Raw genomic sequence first — 24,072 nt, 5'->3', positions numbered from 1 at the left:
GTAACGACCGAGTTCAGCGGGAACGCCGAATCCGACAGGGGCGATTGCCTCACGCGAAGTTCGGGGTGCCCGGCTGTTGCCGGTCTGCGAAGGCGCGCGATTTTATCAGGCTTGAGGGGCAGCGGCCATCCTCACGCCGACGGGCAGGGGCATATCGGTGGAAAAATTTTGCAATTGACGCTGTGGGCGACATCACGGGTGCCTGTATAAGGAACCGTCTATCGTTAGGACTGTGCAAAAACTTACCGACCGCGTGTGAATGTTTTGCGACGGCCTGTGGTCACAGGCTTGCCACAACGGTGCACGCGGCCTGTTCCAGCCGCTCTTGTCGACGGGAATTCTCCATGCGTTTTTGTAAATGGCTGTTAGTAGGTGGCTTGTCTCTGATCAGCCTGGCGAGCCAGGCCGAAAATCTCAAAGGTCTTTATCAGGTGCGCGAACCGGTCACGGGTCAGTCGCCGGAGGAGCGTGATCGCGCGACCCAGGCTGCGCTGGATACGCTGGTGCTGCGGCTGACCGGCGACCCGAAAGCCCCGCAGAACCCGGGGCTGGCGCCGGTTCGCAAGGATCCGCAGCAGATCATCAGTCAGTTCGGTTTCGATGCTGGGCCGCCGGAAGTGCTGAAAGTCGATTTCGATCCGGGAACCACCGAGCAGGCGTTGCGCCGCGCCGGGCTGGCGCTGTGGGGTGCCAACCGGCCCTCGATCCTGAGCTGGTGGCTGAACGATTCGACCGAGGGTTCGAGTCTGGTGGGTGACGGTCAGGCCAGTGCCGCACCGTTGCGCCGCGCGGCCCAGCACCGTGGTTTGCCGTTGCGCCTGCCGCTGGCGGACTTGAGCGAGCAATTGGTCGCCACGGCGCCAGCGCTCGAGGGAGCCGACCCGGCGCCGCTGCGCAACGCTTCCGAGCGCTACAACGCTGACGCCTTGCTCGCCGTGCATGCTCGCGAAGAAAGCGGGCAGTGGCAGGCCAAATGGCAATTGTGGCTGGGCGACAAAAAAGAGGGGGGCAACGTGCAGGGCGCGGATCAGGCCGCGGTGGCCGATGCGGTGATGCTGGCGGTCACTGAACGTCTGGCGCCACGCTTTGTGGCCAAGCCGGGCGCGTCCGGCCAGCAGACCCTGGAAGTGCAGGGCATGAATCTGGAGCACTACGCAGCGCTGCTGCGGTTACTCGAACCGTTCGGCGTGCGTCTGCAGAGTGTCGATGCCGATCGCATCCTCTATCGGGTCAACGGCAGTGCCGATCAATTGCGAGCGCAATTGTCGCTGGCGAAGTTGCAGGAACTTCCGGCCGAGGCGCCGGCTCCGGTCGCTGCGCCTCAGCCTGCGGTCGCCGGGGCGCCGCCAGTTGCTGCGCCGACGCCGACACCGGCGGCGCCGTCCTTGCGGTTCCGCTGGTAGGTTTTCTTTCTTATATATAAGCAATGGAGTGTTACATGGCCGATACGCGGCGTTGGTTCTGGCTCGGTGGGGTGCTCCTGCTTTGCGCGTTTGTCTGGTTGCTGCATCCGATCCTCACGCCGTTTCTGGTGGCGCTGTTGCTCGCGTATCTGTTCGATCCGCTCGTTGATCGTCTGGAGCGCCTGGGGTTGTCCCGCACCTGGGGTGTGATCACGGTGTTCGCCTTGTTCACCCTGATCGTCACCGCGCTGTTGCTGGTGCTGGTGCCGATGCTCGCCAAGCAATTGCTGCGGCTGTATGAGCTGGCGCCGCAAATGCTCGACTGGTTGCAACACACCGCCGTGCCGTGGGCGCAATCGAAGCTGGGGCTGTCGGACGGCTTCTGGAAGTTCGACAAGGTCAAGGCCGCGATCAGCGAACACATGGGCCAGACCACCGACATCGTCGGTGTAGTGCTGAGTCAGGCGACGGCTTCGAGCCTGGCGCTGATCGGCTGGCTGGCGAATCTGGTGCTGATCCCGGTGGTGAGCTTTTACCTGCTGCGCGACTGGGACGTGATGATGGCCAAGATCCGCGGCCTGTTGCCCCGTGATCGCGAAGAGCGCGTGGTGGCGCTGGCGGGTGAATGCCATGAGGTGCTGGGCGCGTTCGTGCGCGGGCAGTTGCTGGTGATGCTGGCCTTGGGTGTGATCTATGCGGCCGGCCTGATGATTGTCGGGTTGGAACTGGGTCTGTTGATCGGTCTGATAGCAGGGCTGGCGGCGATCGTTCCGTACATGGGGTTCGTGATCGGTATTGGCGCCGCGCTGATTGCCGGGTTGTTCCAGTTCGGTGGCGATCTGTATCCGATGATCGGAATCGTCGCGGTGTTCATGGTCGGTCAGGCGCTGGAAGGCATGGTGCTGACGCCGTTGCTGGTGGGGGACCGGATCGGTCTGCATCCGGTGGCGGTGATCTTCGCGATTCTGGCCGGTGGCGAGCTGTTCGGCTTCACCGGTGTGCTGCTGGCATTGCCGGTGGCGGCGGTGATCATGGTGCTGGTGCGACACGTTCACGATCTGTACAAGGATTCCGACATCTATAGCGGGGTGGATGAGCCGGAGTTGTAATCGTGGCGCGCGGGCTGCCTGGTGGATTGCCGGGTTGGCCCGTCTCATGCAGGCCATGGCGCCAAAGAAACTGTCATAAAACCAGCACGTTAACGCAAACCTTTGATTTTGCTTGGGGTCTGTCGCATTGTGCGCTCCGCTTCACGGGTATAAACTTCGCTCACTTTACACAGAGGCCACTAACGGTTCCTTGGGAACTGTTCAGTCAGCATGAAACCGATTCAGCTGCCCCTAGGTGTGCGTCTGCGTGACGACGCCACCTTCATCAACTACTACCCAGGCGCCAATGCCGCTGCACTCGGCTATGTCGAGCGTCTATGCGAAGCCGACGCCGGCTGGACCGAAAGCCTGATCTATCTGTGGGGCAAGCACGGGGTAGGGCGTACGCATCTGTTGCAGGCCGCGTGCCTGCGCTTCGAGCAGATGGGGGAACCTGCGGTGTACCTGCCGCTGGCCGAGTTGATGGATCGCGGCATCGAAATTCTCGACAACCTCGAACAGTACGAACTGGTCTGCCTGGATGACTTGCAGGTGATTGCCGGCAAGGCGGACTGGGAAGAGGCGATGTTTCATCTGTTCAACCGTCTGCGTGACAGCGGTCGGCGTCTGCTGATTGCGGCGTCCACTTCGCCGCGTGAACTGCCTATCAAACTCGCCGACCTGAAATCGCGCCTGACCCTGGCGCTGATCTTCCAGATGCGTCCTCTCTCCGATGAAGACAAATTACGTGCCCTGCAATTGCGCGCATCCCGTCGCGGTCTGCACCTGACCGACGAAGTCGGGCATTTTATTTTGACTCGCGGTACCCGCAGCATGAGCGCGCTTTTCGATCTGCTGGAGCAGCTCGATCAGGCCTCTTTGCAGGCTCAGCGCAAGCTGACCATTCCCTTCCTGAAAGAAACCCTGGGCTGGTAAAACCGGGGCTTTCAGCCGGTTTCGGCATATTTCAGGCGCCAGAAAACCCGCTTTCCTGTGGGTTGCACAGGCCGCGTCTCGATTCAAATAGGCTTAAGCGCTTAGATGTTAACGAGAAACCGGGAAGTCACAAAAAGATCGATTGAATTTGCAAATGAGGCTGATAGCGGGCATAGTCTCGGCTTCTTTACAACTATCAGCCACGGTCGTGCCCATGCTAAAGCGCTTCGCACCCCTCGTGCCTCTCGCACTCGTCACCCTGTTGTTCGGTTGCGCTGCTCATTCACCTGTTAATCAAGAGCAGCAGCAACAGGCTAAAAATTCTGCCACCGCCCAGTCTTCCGTTATTTACCAGGAAGAGCTGGACACCGAAAAAGAACTCGCCGACTTCAACGGCAAGAAGCCTTACCAGCTTCCGGTTCTGGCCGACAGCATCCTCGAACGCGGCATGTCCCTGATCGGCACCCGTTATCGTTTCGGCGGTACCTCTGAAGCCGGTTTCGATTGCAGCGGTTTCATCGGCTACCTGTTCCGCGAAGAAGCCGGCATGAATCTGCCGCGCTCCACCCGCGAAATGATCAACGTTGACGCGCCGCTGGTTTCGCGCAGCAACCTCGAGCCGGGCGACCTTCTGTTCTTCGCCACCAATGGTCGTCGCGGTCGTGTAAGCCACGCCGGGATCTACCTGGGCGACAACCAGTTCATCCATTCCAGCTCTCGTCGCAGCGGCGGTGTTCGCATCGACAGCCTGGGCGACAGCTACTGGAGCAAGACCTTTATCGAAGCCAAACGCGCTTTGGCGAACGCTCCAACCGTGGTTACCGCTCGCAAGTAATCACTCGATCGTCGCCACGCTCGTGGCGACAAAGCGGCCCTTCCGAGGCAATAGACTTAAACTTTACAAGGTGAAGTTAAAGTCTTACTTGAAGTTTGCCGCGTAGCCGCTAGAATCCTGTTCTATATTGATGGCAAACCGCCTGCGTCCCAACGCAGGCGGTTTTGTTTTCTGTCGAATCGGCAGTCAAAGCCTCAGCCAGATCAGGATGTTCTGCATATGACGATGTCGGCCCGCTTTGCCTTGATGTTCTTCGCAGCGCTGCTCAGCGGCTGCGCCAGCCGCACTCCGCCACCTGCGCCGGTGGTTCGTGCTCCGATCGTGTTCGGATCCTCTCAGACCTTTTCACCCGCTGCCGAAGACGTGCTGTTCCGCGCGCTCGGGCTGGTGGGTACGCCTTATCGCTGGGGCGGCAATACCCCGGACTCCGGATTTGATTGCAGTGGCCTGATCGGCTTTGTCTACCGCGATGCCGCCGGCATCAGCCTGCCGCGTTCGACCCGCGAGATGATCGTCATGCAGGCGCCGAATGTCGGCAAGGAAGGGCTGCAGACCGGCGACCTGATTTTCTTCGCCACCAATGGCGGCTCACAGGTCAGCCATGCGGGGATCTACGTCGGGGAAGGGCGCTTCGTTCATGCGCCGGCCACCGGCGGCACGGTGAAGCTGGACAGCCTGTCGAAAGCGTATTGGCAGAAAGCCTATCTGAGCGCCAAGCGCGTTCTGCAGCCGGAGCATCTGGCGCACAACCCGTAGTCCAGATACCTAAAAACCCGTGGGAGCTGAATGGCTCCCACGGGTTTTTTAATGCCCGCAATACATTAGCGGGCCGCTGACACCCGCCACACTTTGTTCCCCACGTCATCGGCTACCAGCAATCCACCTTGCTGGTCGATCACTACGCCAACTGGGCGACCCAGCGCGTTCTCGTCCTTGTCGAGGAAACCTGTCAGCACGTCCACTGGCGTTCCGCTCGGCTTGCCGGCGGCAAACGGCACAAAGATCACCTTGTAACCGCTATGCGGCTTGCGGTTCCACGAGCCGTGCTGGCCGATGAATGCGCCTTCCTTGAACTGAGCCGGCAAGCGATTGCCTTCGGCGAAGGTCAGGCCCAGTGATGCAGTGTGCGGGCCAACGGCGTAGTCGGGAGCGATGGCCTTGGCCACCATGTCCGGCCGCTGGGGTTCCACGCGCACATCAACGTGCTGGCCGTAGTAGCTGAACGGCCAGCCATAGAAACCACCGTCCTTGACCGATGTGATGTAGTCCGGCACCAGATCGCTGCCAATCTCATCGCGTTCGTTGACGGCAGTCCACAGCGCACCGCTTTGCGGCTCCCAGGCCAGGCCGTTGGGGTTGCGGATGCCCGAAGCGAAAATCCGGTGGTTGCCGGTGGCGCGATCCACTTCCCAGATCGCCGCGCGGCCTTCTTCCTGATCGAGGCCGTTTTCGCCGACGTTGCTGTTCGAGCCGACGGTGACGTACAGCTTGCTGCCGTCTTTGCTGGCGATGACGTTTTTGGTCCAGTGATGGTTGAGCGTCCCGCCCGGCAGGTCGACGACCTTGATTGGCTGGCTCTTGATTTCGGTCGCGCCGGGCTCGTAGTTGAAGCGCAGCAGGCGATCGGTATCTGCCACGTACAGATCGTTGCCGACCAGGGTCATGCCGAACGGCGAGTTGAGGTTCTGCAGGAACACCGTGCGGGTCTCGGCCACGCCGTCATGATCGGCATCGCGCAGCAGGGTGATGCGGTTCGGGCTGGGAACGCCAGCACCGGCACGCCCCATGACCTTTTTCATCACCCAGCCACGAATGCCCTTGCTGTCGTCCGGTTTTGGCGGAGCGTTGGTTTCCGCCACCAGCACGTCGCCGTTGGGCAGCACGTACAGCCAGCGCGGGTGATCGAGATTCTCGGCAAAGGCTGCCACCTGCGTACCTGTCGCTGCCGTCGGTTTGGCGCCGGCCGGCCAGCCGATGGCCGGGGCGATGTTCACCGTCGGGATCAGGGTCTTGTTCGGTTCGGGCAGTTTCGGTGACGGGCCGGTGCCGTCAGAGACTTGCAAGCTGGAGGATTCACCACAGGCGGCGAGCCCTCCGGCGATCATGATGACGAAAACGAGCTGGGGCTTGCGCATTGCTGATCTTCCCTATGAATGCATTCCTAAACATAGAGAAGCGCACAAGCCCGATGGTTCAACCCTCAGCCGCGGGCTTCCTTGAACAGCACGGCAATGCCGGGGTGATAGTTGCCGGCTTCGCTGCGCAATTTGCGGTAGGCGTAAGGGAAGTACCAGGCGACGGCGCAGGAGTGTTCCTTTTGCAGGTCGTCGACCATGTCCTGCAGTTCTTCCGGGCTGGCGCTGTGCTGGGCCTTTTGCGGGGCCACGAACAGGCAGCCGAGTTTCAGGTCGCTGGCGTAGCTGATGCGCTTGGCGTCGCTGGTGATATCCGCCAGGGCCTGCGTCAGATTCAGGCTGGTGACGCGTGGCCAGCGTTGGGTGGCCTGAATGAAGGCGCGATCCTCGGCGCCAGCGATAAACAGGTCGGCGCGGGCATTGCGCTCGCCTTCTTCGTTTTGTTTGCGGGTTGCGGTGTCGCGCAGGGTGACCAGTTCGGCCATCCACGCAGCGGCCGACAGCAGGCCGAGGTTGGCTTTTTCGTCATGCCAGTAGGGCGTGTCGTTGTCGCCGCGCACGGCGTTGTAGCGGTCGATACAGTCAAACCAGCGTTCCAGCACCGGGCGCAGGAATTCCAGCCGCGGATTGCTGATGATCATGCCTTGCATGGTGCTCTCCCTTATTATTGTGATGTGCTCTCTGCAGTCAAAAAGCATGGCTCTTTGATATCACTGCTGGCAGTGTGGCACAAGATTGGCGTCAGTTAATTGATCGGCGGCAGTTATTCGCCGCACAAGCCCCTCTTCAATTGACGCTCCACCCCCAACCCTCTAACCTTCGCGGCTTGTTTCAGGTGCTCTGTGGCGCATGTCGACAGAGTGAAACAGGGAAGCCGGTGAGGCGGGTCTTCAAGCGATGAACCCTCACGATCCCGGCGCTGCCCCCGCAACGGTAAATGAGTAAAAGCTGCGTCTGATGCCACTGCGTAAAAGCGGGAAGGCACGCAGCCAGGCCAACGCCGCTCATGAGCCCGGAGACCGGCCTGATCCATCCAGCGGCATCACGGTGGGCGATGCCAGGCTTGTTGCCGTCTATTCTTGTGCCTGCCCGCCGTTATCCAGCCTCAACGGAGAGCTCCCCCATGACTGATTCCCCCGAACGCGACGAGCGCCACCTGGCGCGCATGCAGCGCAAAAAAGCCGTGATCGACGAGCGCATCGCCAATTCGCCAGACGAATGCGGTCTGGTGCTGGTGCTGACCGGCAACGGCAAAGGCAAAAGCAGCTCGGCGTTCGGTATGCTCGCCCGCGCCATGGGCCACGGCATGCAGTGCGGCGTGGTGCAGTTCATCAAGGGGCGCAACAGCACCGGTGAAGAGCTGTTCTTCCGCCGCTTCCCCGAGCAAGTGCGTTTTCATGTGATGGGCGAGGGCTTCACCTGGGAAACCCAGGACCGCCAGCGCGACATCGCCGCCGCCGAGGCAGCGTGGGAAGTCTCCCGCGAACTGCTGCGCGATCCGTCGATCGGTCTGGTGGTGCTCGATGAGCTGAACATCGCGCTCAAGCACGGTTACCTCGATCTGGATCAGGTGCTCAGCGATCTGCAGGCGCGTCCGCCGATGCAGCACGTGATCGTCACCGGTCGCGCCGCCAAGCCGGAAATGATCGAGATGGGCGACACCGTCACCGAAATGGGCATGATCAAGCACGCCTTCCAGGCCGGCATCAAAGCGCAGAAAGGCGTCGAACTTTGAATCAACCACGTCACTGCCCGGCGGTACTGATCGCCGCACCGGCCTCCGGCCAGGGCAAGACCACCGTCACCGCCGCGCTGGCCCGTCTGCATCGCAATCAGGGGCGCAAGGTTCGCGTATTCAAATGCGGCCCGGACTTTCTCGACCCGATGATCCTTGAGCGCGCCAGCGGTGCGCCGGTCTATCAACTGGACATGTGGATGGTCGGCGAGCAGGAAAGTCGTCGCCTGTTGTGGGAAGCCGCCGCTGAAGCCGATCTGATTCTGATCGAAGGCGTGATGGGCCTGTTCGACGGCACGCCGTCGAGCGCCGATCTGGCGCGGCATTTCGGCGTTCCGGTACTTGGCGTGATTGACGGCACGGCCATGGCCCAGACCTTCGGCGCACTGGCGCTAGGCCTGGCGCGCTATCAGCCGGATCTGCCGTTCGCCGGCGTGCTGGCCAATCGTGTCGGCACGGTGCGCCATGCGCAGTTGCTGGAAGGCAGCCTCACCGAAGGCCTGCGCTGGTACGGCGCATTGTCCCGGGAAACCGGGATCGAACTGCCGAGCCGTCATCTGGGGCTGGTGCAGGCCAGCGAACTCAATGACCTCGACCTGCGCCTCGACGCCGCCGCCGAAGCATTGGCCGGCACTTGCGAGGTAGCGCTGCCACCCGCCGTGGAGTTCGCCGCGCCAGCAATCGTTGAGACAGAAAAACTACTAGAAGGCGTACGAATTGCCGTCGCCCGCGACGAAGCCTTTGCCTTCACCTACGGCGCCAGTCTCGATCTGTTGCGGGCGATGGGCGCCGAGTTAAGTTTCTTCTCGCCGATCCGCGATACGCAATTGCCCGACGCCGACAGTCTGTACCTGCCAGGCGGTTATCCGGAATTGCACCACGTTGCCTTGTCGCAGAACGCCGACATGCTCAAAGCGATCCGCGCGCATCATGCGGCCGGCAAACCGCTGCTCGCCGAATGTGGAGGCATGCTGTACCTGCTCGACTCGCTGACCGATGTCGAAGGCACCCGCGCTGATTTGGTCGGCTTGTTGAGTGGCGACGCCGTGATGCAAAAGCGCCTCGCCGCACTGGCGCTGCAAGAGGTCGACCTGCCGGAAGGTCTGCTGCGCGGCCACACCTATCACCATTCCCTGACCACCACCGAACTGACGCCGATTGCCCGTGGCCACAGCCCCAACGGCGGGCGCGGTGCCGAAGCGGTGTATCGGCAAGGACGGATGACCGCCTCGTACGTGCATTTTTACTTCCCGTCGAATCCGTCGGCGATTGCCGCACTGTTGGTGCCATGACCGACAACGCCTTCACTGACGCCGAGCGCGAAGCGGTCTACCGCGCCATCGCCGAACGCCGCGACATGCGCCACTTCAGCGGCGGTACGGTCGAGCGTGACGTGTTGCGACGATTGCTTGAAGCCGCACACCAGGCACCGAGCGTCGGCCTGATGCAGCCGTGGCGCTTCATCCGTATCAGCGACCGCGCGCTACGTGGCCAGATCCAGAACCTTGTTGAAGAAGAACGTGTGCGTACCGCCGAAGCCCTCGGCGAGCGCAGCGACGAATTCATGAAACTCAAGGTCGAGGGCATCAACGACTGCGCCGAAGTGTTGGTCGCCGCGTTGATGGATGATCGCGAGCGGCATATTTTCGGTCGTCGCACGCTGCCGGAAATGGACATGGCGTCGTTGTCCTGCGCAATCCAGAATCTCTGGCTCGCCGCGCGTGCCGAAGGCCTGGGCATGGGCTGGGTGTCGCTGTTCGAGCCACAGGCGCTGGCCGATCTGCTGAAACTGCCGGCCGGGGCCAAGCCGCTGGCGGTGCTTTGCCTGGGGCCGGTCAAGGAATTCTATCCGGCGCCGATGCTGGTACTCGAAGGGTGGGCGCAGGCGCGTCCGCTCAATGAGCTGCTGTATGAAAATTATTGGGGAGTGAGTCAATGAGTGTGGCGTTGTTGAGTGTCGCCGCGGTTGCGCTGGACGCGCTGCTGGGTGAACCGAAACGCTGGCATCCGCTGGTGGCGTTCGGCAATTTCGCCGGGCGCATCGAGCAACGTTTCAATAGCGCTGGTCGTGGCTGGCGCAGCCATGGTGTCACCGCGTGGGTGATCGCGGTGCTGCCGCTGACCCTGCTGGTCACGGCGTTTTCCTGGGCGCCGTATGTGGGCTGGGTCGTCGAGATTCTTGCGCTGTATTGCGCCCTCGGCATGCGCAGCCTGGGTGAGCACGTCGAGCCGGTGGCCAAGGCTTTGCGCGCCGATGATCTGGAGGAGGCGCGCAAGCGTGTGGGTTATCTGGTCAGCCGTCAGACCGATGAGCTGGACAGCACCGCCGTCGCCCGCGCCGCCACTGAATCGGTGCTGGAGAACGGCAGCGATGCGGTGTTCGCCGCGCTGTTCTGGTTTGCCGTGGCCGGTGCGCCGGGCGTGGTGCTCTATCGTCTGAGCAATACGCTCGACGCGATGTGGGGCTATCGCAACGAGCGCTTCGAGCGTTTCGGCTGGGCAGCGGCAAAAATCGACGACGTCCTCAACTACATTCCTGCACGGCTGGTGGCGTTGACCTACGCGCTGCTCGGCAAAACCCGACTGGCGCTGAAATGCTGGCGGACTCAGGCGCCGAAATGGGACAGCCCGAACGCCGGCCCGGTGATGGCCGCCGGCGCGGGTGCCTTGGGCGTCGAGCTGGGTGGTCCGGCGATTTACCACGGCGAGCTGCACGAGCGTCCGCAACTGGGCGAGGGCGTGCCGGCGGATGCCGATTCCATTGATCGCGGCTGGCAATTGGTCCAGCGCGGGGTATGGTTATGGCTGCTGATTCTCTGCGTGGGGGCTGAATTCTATGCTTGAGCACGGTGGCCGGTTGCGCAGGGCGGCGCTCGAATACGGCATCGCGGAAGAAGACTGGCTCGACCTGTCCACGGGTCTGGCGCCATGGCCGTTTCCGGTCCCGGATATTCCGCTTCGGGCGTGGGCGCGCTTGCCGGAAAACGATGACGGTCTGGAGCAGGCCGCCTGCGATTATTACGGTGCCAGCCAGGTGCTGCCGGTGGCCGGTTCGCAGATAGCCATTCAACTGCTGCCGCGATTGCGTCGCGCCGGTAAGGTCGGCGTGCTCTCACCGTGTTATGCCGAGCATGCCGAAGCCTGGCGGCGCAGCGGCTATATCGTGCGCGAGGTGCTGGAGCAGGAAGTCGACTTCTTTCTCGACAGCCTCGACGTGTTGGTGGTGGTCAATCCGAACAATCCAACAGGTCTGAATCTGACCCCGGCACGTCTGCTCGACTGGCACGCACGGCTGGCCCAGCGCGGCGGCTGGCTGGTGGTCGACGAAGCGTTCATGGACAACACGCCGCAGCTGAGTCTCGCCCCGCATGCGCATCAGGTTGGGTTGATCGTGCTGCGCTCGTTCGGCAAGTTTTTCGGTCTGGCCGGTGTGCGGCTGGGCTTCGTGCTGGCCGAGCGCAAGTTGCTCAGGTTGCTGGCCGAACAGGTCGGCCCTTGGGCGGTCAGCGGACCGACGCGGGTGCTGGGTCAGGCCTGTTTGCGCGACACCGAAGGCCACACGCGTCAGCGGATTCGCAGCGACGAGGCCAGCGAACGGCTGGCTGCGTTGCTTGAGCGCCACGGCTTCAAACCGCAGGGCGGCTGCGCACTGTTTCAGTGGCTGATCACCGAACAGGCCGCCGCGTTGCACGAATTCATGGCCCGCCGCGGCATTCTTCTGCGCCTGTTCGCGCACAACAGCAGCCTGCGTTTCGGGCTGCCCGCCGATGCCGCCGACGAGGCGCGCCTTGAGCAAGCCCTGCAAGCATTCGCCAAGCATTGCTCCATGGAAAAACCAGCATGACCACATTAATGGTGCAGGGCACCACCTCCGACGCCGGCAAAAGCACGCTGGTGACGGCGCTCTGCCGCTGGGCCACCCGCCAGGGCGTTGCCGTGGTGCCGTTCAAGCCGCAGAACATGGCGCTCAACAGCGCGGTGACTGCCGACGGCGGCGAGATCGGTCGCGCGCAAGCGGTGCAGGCCCAGGCGGCGTTTCTCGAACCGCACACCGACATGAATCCGGTGCTGCTCAAACCCAACAGCGACACCGGCGCCCAGGTCATCATCCACGGCCGCGCGGTCACCAGCATGAACGCCGTCGCCTATCACGACTACAAAGCCATCGCCATGCAGGCCGTGCTCGCTTCCCACGAGCGCTTGAGCGCCGCGTATCCGCTGGTGATGGTCGAAGGTGCGGGCTCGCCAGCCGAGATCAATCTGCGTGCCGGCGACATCGCCAACATGGGCTTCGCCGAAGCGGTGGATTGTCCGGTGCTGCTGATCGCCGATATCAATCGTGGCGGGGTGTTTGCCCATCTGGTGGGCACGCTGGAACTGCTGTCGCCGAGCGAGCAGGCGCGGGTCAAAGGCTTCATCATCAACCGTTTTCGCGGCGACATCGCCTTGCTGCAACCGGGCCTCGACTGGCTGGAACAGCGCACCGGCAAACCGGTGGTGGGCGTGCTGCCGTACGTGATGGACCTGCATCTGGAAGCCGAGGACGGCATCGACCAGCGCCAGACCGATAAGGCCGAGCAAGTCCTGAAAGTGGTGGTGCCGGTGCTGCCGCGCATCAGCAACCACACCGATTTCGATCCGCTGCGTCTGCATCCACAGGTGGATCTGCAATTCGTAGGGCCCGGACAAAAAATTCCACCCGCCGACCTGATCATCCTGCCGGGCTCGAAAAGCGTGCGCAGTGACCTGGCGTATCTGCGCGCCAATGGTTGGGAATCGGCCATCCGCCGTCACCTTCGTTACGGCGGCAAGCTGTTGGGGATCTGCGGCGGTCTGCAAATGCTCGGCGAGCAGGTGCACGATCCGCTGGGCCTTGAAGGCGCGCCAGGTTCCAGCGCCGGTCTGGGGCTGCTGGCGTTTGAAACGCAGCTCGAAGCCGAGAAGCAATTGCGCAATGTGCGCGGGCGTCTGGCGCTGGAAGATGCCGAGGTCAGCGGTTATGAAATTCATGCCGGCGTGACGACAGGAACTGCGTTGGAAAATGCTGCTGTGCATCTGGACGACGGTCGTTGCGACGGCGCGCAAAGTCTCGACGGGCAGATTTTCGGCACCTACCTGCATGGCCTGTTCGAATCGCCGGCGGCCAGTGCGGCGCTGTTGCGCTGGGTCGGCCTGAACGATGTACAGGAAGTGGATTACCACGGCCTGCGCGAACGCGATATCGAGCGGCTGGCGGATCTGGTGGAGAAGCACCTAGATACCGGGCTGTTACGTGAACTCTGTGGAATCTCCCCATGCTCCAGTTGATCCTCGGCGGCGCCCGCTCCGGCAAAAGTCGCCTCGCCGAAAAACTCGCCACTGACAGCGCGCTGGCCGTGACATACATCGCTACCAGCCAGCCGCTGGATGGCGAGATGAATGAGCGTGTCGCTCATCATCGCGCCCGCCGTCCCGCTGAATGGGGGCTGATCGAAGAACCGCTGGAACTGGCCCGTGTCCTGCGCGAAACCGCCAGTGCCGAGCGTTGCCTGCTGGTGGATTGCCTGACGCTGTGGCTGACCAATCTGCTGATGCTCGACGACGCCGAACGCCTCGCCGCCGAACGCGAAGCCCTGCTCGAATGCCTGGCGTCGCTGCCGGGTGAAATCATTTTTGTCAGCAACGAGACCGGAATGGGTGTCGTGCCGCTGGGCGAATTGACTCGCCGCTACGTCGATGAAGCCGGTTGGCTGCATCAAGCTCTGGCCGAGCGTTGTCAGCGAGTCGTCCTGACGGTCGCCGGCCTGCCTCTGACTCTGAAAGGACCTGCGTTATGACCCAAGCCTGGTGGCTGAACCCGTGCAAACCGGTGGATACGGACGCCGTTGAAAACGCGGCGGCGCGTCAGCAGCAATTGACCAAACCCGCCGGCTCGCTCGGTCAGCTTGAATCGGTGGCGGTGCAACTGGCCGGATTGCAGGGCCAGGTCAAACCGACACTCGATCAGGTCTGGATTTCGATTTTTGCCGGTGACCACGGTGTTGTCGCCGAAGGGGTTTCCGCATTTCCGCAGGAGGTCACCGGGCAGATGCTGCTGAATTTCGTCAGCGGCGGCGCGGCGATCAGCGTGCTGGCGCGGCAACTTGGCGCGCAGCTGGAAGTGGTGGATCTGGGCACAGTGACCCCGTCGCTGAATCTTCCGGGCGTGCGTCACCTGAACATCGGCCCGGGCACGGCGAATTTCGCCAAGGGCGCGGCGATGACTCGGGCCCAGGGTGAACTCGCCTTGCAGGGCGGCCGTGACAGCGTGCTGCGCGCGAAGGCTGCTGGTGCGCAATTGTTCATCGGCGGTGAAATGGGCATCGGCAACACCACGGCCGCCAGTGCGCTGGCGTGTGCCTTGCTCGATTGCCCGGTGGCACACCTGACCGGCCCCGGCACGGGGTTGAATGCCGAAGGCGTCAGCCACAAGGCGCAGGTGATCGAGCGCGCGCTGGCGCTGCATGCGGCACGGCGCGGTGATGCACTGCAGACTCTGTTCAATCTCGGCGGCTTCGAGATTGCGGCTTTGGTCGGCGCGTATCTGGCCTGTGCGCAGGAAGGTGTGGCGGTTTTGGTGGACGGTTTTATCTGCACGGTCGCCGCGCTGGTGGCGGTGCGTCTGAATCCGGCTTGCCGTGAGTGGCTGCTGTTCGGTCACCGCGGTGCCGAGCCGGGCCATCGCCATGTGCTGGAAACCCTTGGCGCTGAACCGCTGCTCGAACTGGGTCTGCGTCTGGGCGAGGGCAGTGGTGCGGCGCTGGCGGTGCCGTTGCTGCGTCTGGCCTGCGACCTGCACGGTCAGATGGCGACCTTCGCCGAAGCTGCGGTGGCGGATCGTCCGGCATGACCTTGCGTCTGGATCTGCTGCGCCACGGTGAAACCGAACTCGGCGGCGGCCTGCGCGGCAGCCTCGACGACGCGCTGACCGAAAAAGGCTGGACGCAGATGCGCGAGGCGGTGAGCGGGCAGGGGCCGTGGGATCGGCTGGTCAGTTCGCCGTTGCAGCGTTGCGCGCGGTTTGCTGAAGAGTTGAGCGCGCAACGTGATCTGCCGGTGTCACTGGACAAGAATCTGCAAGAACTGCATTTCGGTGCCTGGGAAGGGCAGAGCGCGGCGGCGTTGATGGAAACCGATGCCGAGGGCCTGGGCTTGTTCTGGGCAGATCCCTATGCGTTTACCCCGCCGCAGGGTGAGCCGGTCAGCGACTTTTCGGCGCGGGTGCTGGCGGCGGTGATGCGACTGCACGCGGCGCACGCGGGTGAGCGGGTGTTGCTGGTCAGTCATGGCGGCGTCATGCGTCTGTTGCTGGCGCAGGCCCGTGGCTTGCCCCGTGAACAACTGCTGAATGTCGAAGTCGCTCACGGCGCGCTGTTTTCGCTGATCGTCGAGGCCGACGGTTCGCTCAGGGAAGTGCTCTGACATGTTGCCCCTGTGGATCGCCCTGCAATTTCTCAGCAGCCTGCCGATTCGTCTGCCGGGCATGCCGGCGCCTGAACAGCTCGGGCGCTCGTTGCTGTTTTATCCGCTGGTGGGCTTGCTGTTCGGCGTGATTCTCTGGGCGCTGAATATCGCATTGGCCGGCGCGCCATTGTTGCTGCACGCGGCGCTGTTGCTGACGGTGTGGGTGCTGCTCAGTGGCGCGCTGCACCTCGATGGGCTGGCGGACAGCGCTGACGCGTGGCTCGGCGGTTTCGGTGATCGCGAGCGCACGCTGACGATCATGAAGGATCCGCGCAGCGGGCCGATCGCGGTGGTGACGCTGGTGCTGGTGTTGCTGCTCAAGTTCGCCGCGTTGCTGGCCTTGATCGAACAACAGCAGGGCATGGCGTTGATCATCGTGCCGCTGATCGGGCGTGCGGCGCTGCTCGGACTGTTCCTCACCACGACTTATGTGCGGGCCGGTGGATTGGGGCAGGCGCTGGCCGATCATCTGCCACGCAAGAAGGGTTGGCAGGTGCTGGCGGTGAGTGCGGCAGCGTGCGTGGTGATCGCCGGTTTCAATGCTGTCGTGGCGTTGCTGCTGGCGGTTGTCGTGTTCGTCTGGCTGCGGCATTTGATGGTGCGAAGACTGGGCGGAACCACCGGTGATACAGCCGGCGCGTTGCTGGAATTGCTGGAGATGTCAGTGCTGGTCGGGCTGGCTTTGTTTTGATAAGTAACTTTGATCTGTAACTTGATTTAACACAGTCGCGGGTATATACATGCATCATGCTTCCATCTCAGTGTTTGTGCACCAACCTGCGACGCGCCGCGCGTGGCGTCAGCAGGCATTACGACGGCGCTCTCGACGGCTTCGGGATCAACGTTGCCCAGTATTCTTTGCTGTGCAACCTGCAGCGGCTGGATCAGCCGAGCATTTCCGAACTGGCCGAAGCGATGGGCCTGGATCGCAGCACCCTCGGGCGCAATTTGCGGGTGCTGGAAGGCGAGGGCCTGGTGGCGCTGGCCGAGGGCGAGGACATGCGCAACCGCATCGTCCGGCTCACCGAAACCGGTGCGCAACGCCTGGCAGCAGCCCTGCCGGCCTGGGAAGCGGCGCAACAGCGGTTGATCGACCGACTGGGTGCCGAGAAGCGTGAAACCTTGCTGCGGCTATTGGATGAACTGGCCTGAGGGCCGGTTTTTTCCGAATCTAAGCGGGTATATACCCGCGACTGGAGAATAACAATGAGTTCGATGTGGCGTACGTGCGGTTGGGTGTTGCTGGGGAGTGCGCTGATTCTGGCGTTGTCGTTGGGCGTGCGGCACGGTTTCGGGCTGTTTCTGTCGCCGATGAGTGCCCAGTTCGGCTGGGGCCGTGAAGTGTTCGCCTTTGCCATCGCCTTGCAGAATCTGATCTGGGGCCTGGCGCAACCGTTCACCGGCGCACTGGCCGACCGCTTCGGCGCGGCAAAAGTGGTGCTGATCGGCGGTGTGCTCTACGCCTTGGGCCTGGTGTTTATGGGGCTGTCGGAAACGGCGTTGGGTCTGTCCCTGAGCGCCGGTTTGCTGATCGGCATCGGTCTGTCCGGCACCTCGTTCTCGGTCATCCTCGGCGTGGTCGGCCGCGCTGTGCCGCCGGAAAAACGCAGCATGGGCATGGGTATTGCCAGTGCTGCCGGTTCTTTCGGCCAGTTCGCCATGCTGCCGGGCACCCTCGGGCTGATTGGCTGGCTCGGCTGGTCGGCGGCGTTGCTGGTGCTGGGCTTGCTGGTGGCGCTGATCGTGCCGCTGGTGAGCATGCTCAAGGACAAGCCGCTGCCGGTGCTCGGCCATGAACAAACCCTGTCCGAAGCCTTGCGCGAGGCGTGTTCGCACTCCGGGTTCTGGCTGCTTGCGTTCGGCTTCTTCGTCTGCGGATTTCAAGTTGTGTTCATTGGCGTGCACTTGCCAGCGTATCTGGTCGATCAGCACCTGCCGGCCAGCGTCGGCACCACGGTGCTGGCATTGATCGGTCTGTTCAACATCTTCGGCACTTACACCGCCGGTTGGTTCGGTGGGCGGATGTCCAAACCGCGTCTGCTGACCGGGTTGTACCTGTTGCGCGCCGTGGTAATCGTGCTGTTCCTGTGGTTGCCGGTGACGACGACCTCGGCCTATCTGTTCGGCATGGCCATGGGCTTCCTGTGGCTGTCGACGGTGCCGTTGACCAACGGTACGGTGGCAACCTTGTTTGGCGTGCGAAACCTGTCCATGCTCGGCGGTATCGTGTTCCTGTTCCATCAGTTGGGGTCGTTCCTCGGTGGCTGGCTGGGCGGGGTGGTGTATGACCGGACCGGGAGTTATGACTTGATCTGGCAAGTGGCGATTCTTTTGAGCCTGTTGGCGGCAGCGCTGAACTGGCCGGTGCGTGAGCGTCCGGTCGAGCGACTGCAACCGCGTGCGAGCGCCGCATGAACCGTTTCTGGCCGCAGATCGTCGTCACCGCACTCGGCGCCGCATTGCTCGCGCTGGTGTGGTGGGGCTGGCATCAGGGCGGGCTGGCGCTGATGCAGTTGGGCATGGGTGCTTGCTAGACCGGCGGGAGGGCGAGTAACGTCGAGGTCTGACGATTGCTCAAGGATGCCCGACATGCTCAAGCGCTGGTGTGCTGTTCCCGCGTTGCTGATGGCGTTGACCGGACTGGCCCAGGCCGCGGACTGTCCGGATCTGTTGCGAGGTTCGTTGCCTAAGTTGCGGGCCAAGGAATCCATCGACCTGTGTCAGCGCTACGCCGACAAACCGCTGGTGGTGATCAATACGGCCAGCTTCTGTGGTTTCGCGCCGCAGTTCGAGGGCCTGGAAGCGCTCAATCAGCGCTACAAGGCCCAAGGCCTGGAAATGCTCGGCGTGCCCTCCAATGACTTCAAGCAGGAGTCCAAGGACAGCGCCGAGACCGCCAAGGTCTGCTACGCCAACTACGGCGTGACGTTTACCATGACCGAGCCACAGAAGGTCCGGGGTGACGATGCGACTCACCTGTTCCAGGTGCTGGCTAAACAGAGCAGCGCACCGAAGTGGAATTTCTACAAATACGTCATCGACCGCCAGGGCAAGGTGATCGCCAATTTCTCCAGCCTGACCAAACCGGATGATCCGGAATTTCTCGCAGCCATCGAGAAAGCCATTGCCTCCCAGCCGCTGAAACCCTGATCGACGCCCATCAAAAAGCCCCGCCTCTGTGAAGAGAGCGGGGCTTTTTTATGGCGAGGGGTTAGCCCCGCCGTGCAGCATCAGAAGCGGTAGGTTGCGCCGACACCGAAGCCATTTGCCGAGTTTTCATACTGGGAGTTGTAGGTCTGGCCGCGATCGTTTTCGTTGCGGATGTTGACCTTCTCTTCCTTCAGGTACGAGTAGGCAACGTCGATGGTCAGGTCTTCGGTCGGGCTCCAGCCGGCACCGATGCTGAAGATGGTCCGGTCGCCGGTCGGGATGCGTGGCGAACGGTCGACGTTGTTGGTCGGCGACTGGTCGAAGGTCAGACCGGTACGCAGTACCCATTCCTTGTTCAGCTGGTAGGACGTACCGATGGCGTAAGCCCAGGTGTCATGCCAGTTTTGTTCTTCGGTGATCTCGCCGAACTGGCCAGCCAGCAGCGGCTGAACGCCGGAGTTCTTGACGGTGATCTTTTCCAGCTGGCTCCAGCGGGTCCAGGTGGTACCGGCGTAGACGTTCCAACGATCGTTGATTGCCTGAGTGACCGAGAGGTCCACGGATTCAGGTGTGGTGATCTTCAGCGAAGCGTCGTACTTCTGGTTGGCACCCAGACCGACTGCCGCCAGTGCGCCGTAGTTGACCTTGGTGTTGCCTTCGAGCTTGTAGTCGACTTTCGAGTGGTAAGTCAGACCCAGGCGAGTGGTATCGGTAGCTTGTACCAGCACGCCGATGTTGTAGCCCAGCGCGGTGTCGTCACCCTTGATCTTGACCTTGCCGTCCGGCAGTGCCTGGGTAATCGACAGGTTGGATTCCAGCGACCCGTCGATGCGGTTGATGGTCGGGCCGAAACCGATCGACACGACATCGTTGAACTTGTAGCTGATCGTTGGCTGGAAGGTGATGATCTTGACTTCTGACTTGCTGCCGAAGTAACGGCCGGCGAAGCCGTTTTCATAGTCGGTGATCAGGCCGAAGGGTACGTACACACCCAGACCGAATGCCCAATGCTCGTCGATCGGCTTGACGTAGTAGCCCATAGGTACGGAGGTGAAGGGCACCATGTCGCCTTTGTTGCTGCCGCCGTTCGGGCTGGAGCTGGCGTCGCTGATATCGGTTTTTGCGTCGAGGAATGCAACACCGCCAGTGACTTGTTCGCGCGTGATGCGCGACATGCCGGCAGGGTTGCCGTAAACAGTGCTTGCGTCGTCGGCAGAAGAAGATCGCCCGGCGTACCCAGTCCCCATCCCGCTGATGCTGTGTTCGTTGATGGCAAAGCCAGCTGCGAAGATCTGGGTGGATGCCACGGTTACGGCAAGGCTAAGGGTGGTTTTGAGCATGACTTTTTTCATTATTAGAACTCCTGGTGATCACCGGGGCGAAAATTACCAACATTTTCGTCCCAGCGCTATAGTCCGTATGCCTTGAGTTAGAGCGGTTTTGTAGGACAATCCGACCAGATTCGCTACTCGTTGGACGATGTTGCGAAACCGGCGGGTCAGCAAGCGACCTGATTCAGCGGTGAAACACAGGTTTGCCAGGCGCAGGTGAAATCGCGCAGACGACCTTGAGGCTGGAAGGTCTGACGCCAGATGCGCGCCATGCCCAGCAGATCGTCCGGCTCGGGGAGGATGGGGTTTTGTTCTTCCACCAGAAGCCATGCAATGGCCGTGGCGTAACGCAGGTTGACCGTCAGTTCGAGGTGCGGCCCGCTGAGAAATGCATGTTGGCTGGCGAGGCCGCGAACCAGGCTGGCGCGTTCCGGGTCCAGCGCCAGGTAATGATCCCAGAGGGCCTGGTGACGGTGTTCGGCAATCCGGTACAGGCCGTGGCCACGGCGGTCATGCAGGGCGGAACCGAGGGCGGACTGGCTGGCGGCAATGCCCAGCAGAAGGGATTCGGCAGTTGCGCAGTGGCGTCCCAGGTAGATCAGCGTAGGACGGATCACATAACGGCACAGTTCGCTGGCAGCGATACCCATAAAACCCTCGGATCTTGTTATCGGGCGGCGAGACCTGAAGGGGAGCTTGGCAGCTGTGGATCGACTCAGGCTCGCCGGAAGCGGATCACGCCGCTTGAGTTGAAGTGTAGTGTCATATTCGCGACGTAAAGGCCTGTTTTTAAAATATTTCCGGCGAGGCGTTATAACCGTTATATCGGTTAGTGATTAGGCAGAAAGTGACAGAAGTGAAACATCGGGCAATAAAAAGCCCCGCATTCTCAGCGGGGCTTTTGCTTTTGCAGCCATTTCGGCCTCTCAGGCGATCAATGCCTGACGGGTGCGATCAATCACGGCCTGCAGCGGTTCGGCGCTGGAGTATTGATCGGGGTACAGACGCTCGCTGTGGCGGGCGATCCCGTGTTCATTGACCACGGTGAAGCTGAAGCAGCCTTTGCGAGCGGCCATGATCAGGCAGTTCATTGGGGCAAAAGCGTTGGTTAGGGTGCGAATGGCATCCTGAGTCTGGATTTGAGTCGACATAGTTATTAGGTGTTCCTACAAATGACACGGATAAGAACCGTGCAACGTTAAAACGTTCCAGTAACGTCAACCACCATTGGTCGAACGAAGAACCCGACTGGAACAAGGCAGCCAGTTCGAGCGCTATAAAAGTTGGCGCGCTTGGGCTGGCAGGTAGGTACTTAGGAGGACAGGCAACACATCGAGGGCAGAGGTTCTGGGCCCTTGGTGAAGATCCTGATCAATTTGCAGGTTGGTTCGGTCAGAGTAAGTGGTCTTCGCAACACTCTTTGCATTCGATTCAAAGACTGTGTCGTCGCAAGATTTACCTGGAAACCATCGAGGGGTCGATCCCGCTTTTTTCAGTGAAGGTCTATGTAAGAGAAACTTGACTGTGGGGGTTTGTTCGACCGGAATTGACTTTCAGCTTGGTACTAACGCCGCGGATACTAACGGAACGGTCTGAAGAAGGCAAACCCGGTCATCAAAAAAATTCCCGGGCGCGGTGCCCGGACTCCGCGCCTGCCCCGATCTGGCTTTGCTAAACGACCGTCGGTCGCCACTACCCGACAGATGCGAACGCTCGGCGCAGGGGCTTATCCCCAGTCCGAATGCCAAAACGACCCGAAAAGGCGCATCGATATAACCGCGTAACAGGTACTTGTGCACATTAGTTGCGCGGACTGTAACGGCGCTGTCACAACGATCCTGACCCTGATGGCTGCCTGCATCGAAAGTTTAAGTCAATGAAAAACATCGCTTTTTTTAACTGGTGAAAAAATCGTCAGTTTGACTGCGAGCCCCATTCCACAAGGCTTTGCGGCGACTGGAGGGCGGTTGTCCACTGAGTTATCCACAGCTTCTGTGGATTGTCCCGAGCGCTTGCTCTAGCACGGGCGTGCCGGGTTTTTTTCGACTTTACCTGTGCGAAAAAAAGAGTAGAGTGGCGCGCCTTCCGATCTGTCCCACAGTGCTTTATGAAGTTTCGTTCAGCTCCAGAATCTGTTACCTCCCAACTCCCTCGTGTTACCGCTCCCAAGCGATTTTCCGTGCGCGTGGCCGAATGGCTGCTCGACAGCCCGCGTCTTGGCGACAGCCAGAATGCCAAGCACCTCGCCGGCCGCCTGCTCAAGCAACCGGCCCGGGAAGGGGTGGTCGCCGCGCAAAGTCGCCTCGGCCAGTTGATGTGCCGCGAGTGCGGCAATGCCCGGGATCGCCGGATCGGCCAGGACCTGTTGCGTCAGGCCGCCCGCGCCGGTGACCGCCGCGCGCAACAGGAACTCGGCCTGATCGAAGACTGAGCTGTCCAAGACCAGACGCCTTGGTTAACCTTCAGGCTTTATCGGATCGGCGGGAATCACTATGGCGATGGACTTGACCAGCATCCTGCTGGGGCTGGCAGGCGCGGCCGTGCCGCTGCTGGCGCTGGCCTGGCAACTGCAACGCCGGGCCAGTCAGAACCAGTCTGAAGTCGCCTTGCTCGAAGAGCGGCTGGCCATGGCACAAATGGCCCAAGACGGCCTCACTGCTCAACTTGAAGCCTGCCGCGATGAAATCGCCGATCTCGGCCAGGCCAACGCCTCCAAACAAGCTGATCTCGCGGCCGTGCGCCGGGAAGTCGAGCTGTTGCAGATCGAGCGCGATGATGCCCGTGACGCTGCCCATGCCTGGAACCTCGAACGCGCCAACAAAGAAGCCGAGTTACGGCGCCTGGACGCCCAAGCGGCTTCGCTGAATGCCGAATTGCGCGAGCAACAGGAAAGCCATCAACAACGCCTGGATGACCTGCAAGGTTCCCGTGACGAGCTGCGCGCACAGTTCGCCGAACTGGCCGGCAAGATCTTCGATGAGCGCGAACAACGCTTCGCCGAAACCAGCCAGCAGCGCCTCGGCCAATTGCTTGATCCTTTGAAGGAACGCATCCAGTCGTTCGAAAAACGCGTCGAGGAAAGCTATCAGGCCGAAGCCCGCGAGCGTTTTTCGCTGGCCAAGGAGCTGGAGCGTTTGCAGCAACTGAACCTGCGCCTCAGCGACGAAGCGACCAACCTGACCCGCGCCCTGAAGGGCCAGAAGACTCAGGGCAACTGGGGCGAGCTGATTCTCGAGCGTGTGCTTGAGCATGCCGGGCTGGAGAAGGGCCGCGAGTACCAGACCCAGGTCAATCTCAAGGGCCCGGACGGCGAGCGTTTCCAGCCGGACGTGATCATTTATCTGCCGGGCGACAAGCAGGTGGTGGTCGACTCCAAGGTGAGCCTCACCGCGTATCAGCAATACGTCGCGGCGGACGACGATGCCATCGGCCAGATCGCCATGAAGCAGCACGTGCTGTCCTTGCGCAGCCACGTCAAAGGCCTGGCCGGCAAGGATTACAAACGTCTGGAAGGTTTGCACAGTCTCGATTTCGTCTTGCTGTTCGTGCCCATCGAAGCGGCGTTTTCCGCCGCGTTGCAGGCCGAGCCGACGCTGTTTCAGGAGGCCTTCGACCGCAACATCGTGATCGTCAGCCCGACCACGCTGCTGGCCACTTTGCGAGTCATCGACAGCCTGTGGAAGCAGGAGCGCCAGAGCCAGAACGCCCGGGAAATCGCCGAGCGCGCCGGTTGGCTTTACGACAAGTTCGTGCTGTTCATTCAGGATCTGGACGAAGTCGGCAATCGCTTGCAGCAACTGGACAAGGCCTACAGCGCGGCGCGCAACAAGCTGACGGAAGGGCGGGGCAACCTGGTCAGCCGCAGCGAACAGCTCAAGCTGCTCGGCGCGCGGGCCAGCAAAAGCCTGCCCGCAGACCTGCTGGAGCGCGCAATGACCGATGCCGACGGCCTGGTCGAACTGCCTGAATAAGCCGCT

At 61.8% G+C, this 24,072-nt stretch carries 25 protein-coding genes, 1 pseudogene and 1 riboswitch; of the genes and pseudogenes, 21 read left to right on the top strand and 5 right to left on the bottom strand.

What is annotated here, in order from left to right; translation table 11 throughout:
- Nucleotides 1-344 precede the first annotated feature (344 nt).
- From L6D82_RS12075 to L6D82_RS12055, 5 genes are all read left to right on the top strand, one after another.
- A complete protein-coding gene (locus L6D82_RS12075; protein WP_102687976.1) occupies nucleotides 345-1,403 on the top strand; it encodes a DUF2066 domain-containing protein in 1,059 nt (352 codons plus the stop codon).
- A gap of 35 nt (nucleotides 1,404-1,438) precedes the next feature.
- On the top strand, nucleotides 1,439-2,512 hold the full coding sequence (locus tag L6D82_RS12070) for an AI-2E family transporter (RefSeq protein WP_007950395.1): 1,074 nt from the start codon (nucleotides 1,439-1,441) through the stop codon (nucleotides 2,510-2,512).
- 210 nt (nucleotides 2,513-2,722) lie between these two features.
- On the top strand, nucleotides 2,723-3,427 hold the full coding sequence (hda, locus tag L6D82_RS12065; protein ID WP_007950396.1) for a DnaA regulatory inactivator Hda: 705 nt from the start codon (nucleotides 2,723-2,725) through the stop codon (nucleotides 3,425-3,427).
- A gap of 214 nt (nucleotides 3,428-3,641) precedes the next feature.
- Nucleotides 3,642-4,262 carry a C40 family peptidase gene (locus L6D82_RS12060; protein ID WP_007950397.1) on the top strand — a complete coding sequence of 207 codons (621 nt, stop codon included), beginning with the start codon at nucleotides 3,642-3,644 and terminating at the stop codon, nucleotides 4,260-4,262.
- Between the two features lie 219 nt (nucleotides 4,263-4,481).
- Nucleotides 4,482-5,018 (top strand): C40 family peptidase, encoded by a 537-nt coding sequence (locus L6D82_RS12055; protein ID WP_102718423.1) that lies wholly within the window; start codon nucleotides 4,482-4,484, stop codon nucleotides 5,016-5,018.
- 65 nt (nucleotides 5,019-5,083) lie between these two features.
- Here the strand turns inward: L6D82_RS12055 and L6D82_RS12050 are convergent, their stop codons facing one another.
- Both L6D82_RS12050 and L6D82_RS12045 read right to left on the bottom strand, forming a co-directional pair.
- Nucleotides 5,084-6,397 (bottom strand): PQQ-dependent sugar dehydrogenase, encoded by a 1,314-nt coding sequence (locus L6D82_RS12050; RefSeq protein WP_236189163.1) that lies wholly within the window; start codon nucleotides 6,395-6,397, stop codon nucleotides 5,084-5,086.
- Nucleotides 6,398-6,462: 65 nt separating this feature from the next.
- Nucleotides 6,463-7,047 carry a hypothetical protein gene (locus L6D82_RS12045; RefSeq protein ID WP_085747068.1) on the bottom strand — a complete coding sequence of 195 codons (585 nt, stop codon included), beginning with the start codon at nucleotides 7,045-7,047 and terminating at the stop codon, nucleotides 6,463-6,465.
- A 166-nt stretch (nucleotides 7,048-7,213) separates the two neighbouring features.
- Nucleotides 7,214-7,439, top strand: a riboswitch (cobalamin riboswitch).
- A gap of 81 nt (nucleotides 7,440-7,520) precedes the next feature.
- Between L6D82_RS12045 and cobO the strand changes: the two genes are divergently transcribed.
- The 14 genes and pseudogenes from cobO (at nucleotide 7,521) to L6D82_RS11980 (ending at nucleotide 18,764) form a co-directional block, all read left to right on the top strand.
- Nucleotides 7,521-8,132, top strand: a complete 612-nt coding sequence (gene cobO / locus L6D82_RS12040; protein WP_007950401.1) for a cob(I)yrinic acid a,c-diamide adenosyltransferase — start codon at nucleotides 7,521-7,523, stop codon at nucleotides 8,130-8,132.
- The gene (locus L6D82_RS12035; RefSeq protein ID WP_102687978.1) at nucleotides 8,129-9,424 is read left to right on the top strand and encodes a cobyrinic acid a,c-diamide synthase CobB; all 1,296 of its coding nucleotides are present in this window, start codon (nucleotides 8,129-8,131) and stop codon (nucleotides 9,422-9,424) included. The genes cobO and L6D82_RS12035 overlap by 4 nt, the downstream gene beginning before the upstream one ends.
- On the top strand, nucleotides 9,421-10,071 hold the full coding sequence (gene bluB / locus L6D82_RS12030) for a 5,6-dimethylbenzimidazole synthase (RefSeq protein WP_236189161.1): 651 nt from the start codon (nucleotides 9,421-9,423) through the stop codon (nucleotides 10,069-10,071). The genes L6D82_RS12035 and bluB overlap by 4 nt, the downstream gene beginning before the upstream one ends.
- Nucleotides 10,068-10,976, top strand: a complete 909-nt coding sequence (gene cbiB, locus L6D82_RS12025; RefSeq protein ID WP_102687980.1) for an adenosylcobinamide-phosphate synthase CbiB — start codon at nucleotides 10,068-10,070, stop codon at nucleotides 10,974-10,976. The genes bluB and cbiB overlap by 4 nt, the downstream gene beginning before the upstream one ends.
- A complete protein-coding gene (gene cobD / locus L6D82_RS12020) occupies nucleotides 10,969-11,976 on the top strand; it encodes a threonine-phosphate decarboxylase CobD (RefSeq protein WP_236189152.1) in 1,008 nt (335 codons plus the stop codon). Before cbiB ends, cobD begins: the two co-directional genes overlap by 8 nt.
- Nucleotides 11,973-13,431, top strand: a pseudogene (locus L6D82_RS12015) (cobyric acid synthase); the annotation flags it as partial. The gene cobD and the pseudogene L6D82_RS12015, both read left to right, overlap by 4 nt.
- Entirely contained in the window at nucleotides 13,427-13,948 is a 522-nt protein-coding gene (gene cobU, locus L6D82_RS12010) for a bifunctional adenosylcobinamide kinase/adenosylcobinamide-phosphate guanylyltransferase (protein ID WP_102687982.1), read from the top strand. The pseudogene L6D82_RS12015 and the gene cobU, both read left to right, overlap by 5 nt.
- A complete protein-coding gene (gene cobT / locus L6D82_RS12005) occupies nucleotides 13,945-15,000 on the top strand; it encodes a nicotinate-nucleotide--dimethylbenzimidazole phosphoribosyltransferase (protein WP_236189134.1) in 1,056 nt (351 codons plus the stop codon). Before cobU ends, cobT begins: the two co-directional genes overlap by 4 nt.
- Complete coding sequence (cobC, locus tag L6D82_RS12000; RefSeq protein ID WP_236189132.1) at nucleotides 14,997-15,572, top strand: alpha-ribazole phosphatase family protein; 576 nt, start codon at nucleotides 14,997-14,999, stop codon at nucleotides 15,570-15,572. The genes cobT and cobC overlap by 4 nt, the downstream gene beginning before the upstream one ends.
- A gap of 1 nt (nucleotide 15,573) precedes the next feature.
- Entirely contained in the window at nucleotides 15,574-16,305 is a 732-nt protein-coding gene (locus tag L6D82_RS11995; protein WP_102687985.1) for an adenosylcobinamide-GDP ribazoletransferase, read from the top strand.
- 56 nt (nucleotides 16,306-16,361) lie between these two features.
- Nucleotides 16,362-16,766: a MarR family winged helix-turn-helix transcriptional regulator gene (locus L6D82_RS11990; RefSeq protein WP_007950413.1), complete on the top strand. Its 405-nt coding sequence runs from the start codon at nucleotides 16,362-16,364 to the stop codon at nucleotides 16,764-16,766.
- Nucleotides 16,767-16,820: 54 nt separating this feature from the next.
- Nucleotides 16,821-18,029: an MFS transporter gene (locus L6D82_RS11985; protein WP_236189130.1), complete on the top strand. Its 1,209-nt coding sequence runs from the start codon at nucleotides 16,821-16,823 to the stop codon at nucleotides 18,027-18,029.
- Nucleotides 18,026-18,148: a hypothetical protein gene (locus tag L6D82_RS28550; protein ID WP_007950415.1), complete on the top strand. Its 123-nt coding sequence runs from the start codon at nucleotides 18,026-18,028 to the stop codon at nucleotides 18,146-18,148. The genes L6D82_RS11985 and L6D82_RS28550 overlap by 4 nt, the downstream gene beginning before the upstream one ends.
- Nucleotides 18,149-18,203: 55 nt before the next feature.
- Nucleotides 18,204-18,764 carry a glutathione peroxidase gene (locus L6D82_RS11980; RefSeq protein ID WP_102687988.1) on the top strand — a complete coding sequence of 187 codons (561 nt, stop codon included), beginning with the start codon at nucleotides 18,204-18,206 and terminating at the stop codon, nucleotides 18,762-18,764.
- An 80-nt stretch (nucleotides 18,765-18,844) separates the two neighbouring features.
- On the opposite strand, the gene L6D82_RS11975 is transcribed toward L6D82_RS11980, so the two are convergent.
- From L6D82_RS11975 to L6D82_RS11965, 3 genes are all read right to left on the bottom strand, one after another.
- Entirely contained in the window at nucleotides 18,845-20,116 is a 1,272-nt protein-coding gene (locus L6D82_RS11975; protein ID WP_102687989.1) for an OmpP1/FadL family transporter, read from the bottom strand.
- 146 nt (nucleotides 20,117-20,262) lie between these two features.
- A complete protein-coding gene (locus tag L6D82_RS11970; protein ID WP_011333151.1) occupies nucleotides 20,263-20,745 on the bottom strand; it encodes a hypothetical protein in 483 nt (160 codons plus the stop codon).
- A 276-nt stretch (nucleotides 20,746-21,021) separates the two neighbouring features.
- Entirely contained in the window at nucleotides 21,022-21,246 is a 225-nt protein-coding gene (locus tag L6D82_RS11965) for a hypothetical protein (RefSeq protein ID WP_007950419.1), read from the bottom strand.
- A gap of 956 nt (nucleotides 21,247-22,202) precedes the next feature.
- Here L6D82_RS11965 and L6D82_RS11960 point away from each other — a divergent pair.
- Both L6D82_RS11960 and L6D82_RS11955 read left to right on the top strand, forming a co-directional pair.
- Entirely contained in the window at nucleotides 22,203-22,526 is a 324-nt protein-coding gene (locus L6D82_RS11960; protein ID WP_085611478.1) for an SEL1-like repeat protein, read from the top strand.
- Between the two features lie 175 nt (nucleotides 22,527-22,701).
- A complete protein-coding gene (locus L6D82_RS11955; protein WP_165369556.1) occupies nucleotides 22,702-24,066 on the top strand; it encodes a DNA recombination protein RmuC in 1,365 nt (454 codons plus the stop codon).
- Nucleotides 24,067-24,072 lie beyond the last annotated feature (6 nt).

Origin of the sequence: Pseudomonas paraglycinae (assembly GCF_021601625.1) — a bacterium.
Lineage (GTDB): Bacteria > Pseudomonadota > Gammaproteobacteria > Pseudomonadales > Pseudomonadaceae > Aquipseudomonas > Aquipseudomonas paraglycinae.
This window is presented reverse-complemented; position numbering and strand designations above follow the sequence as displayed.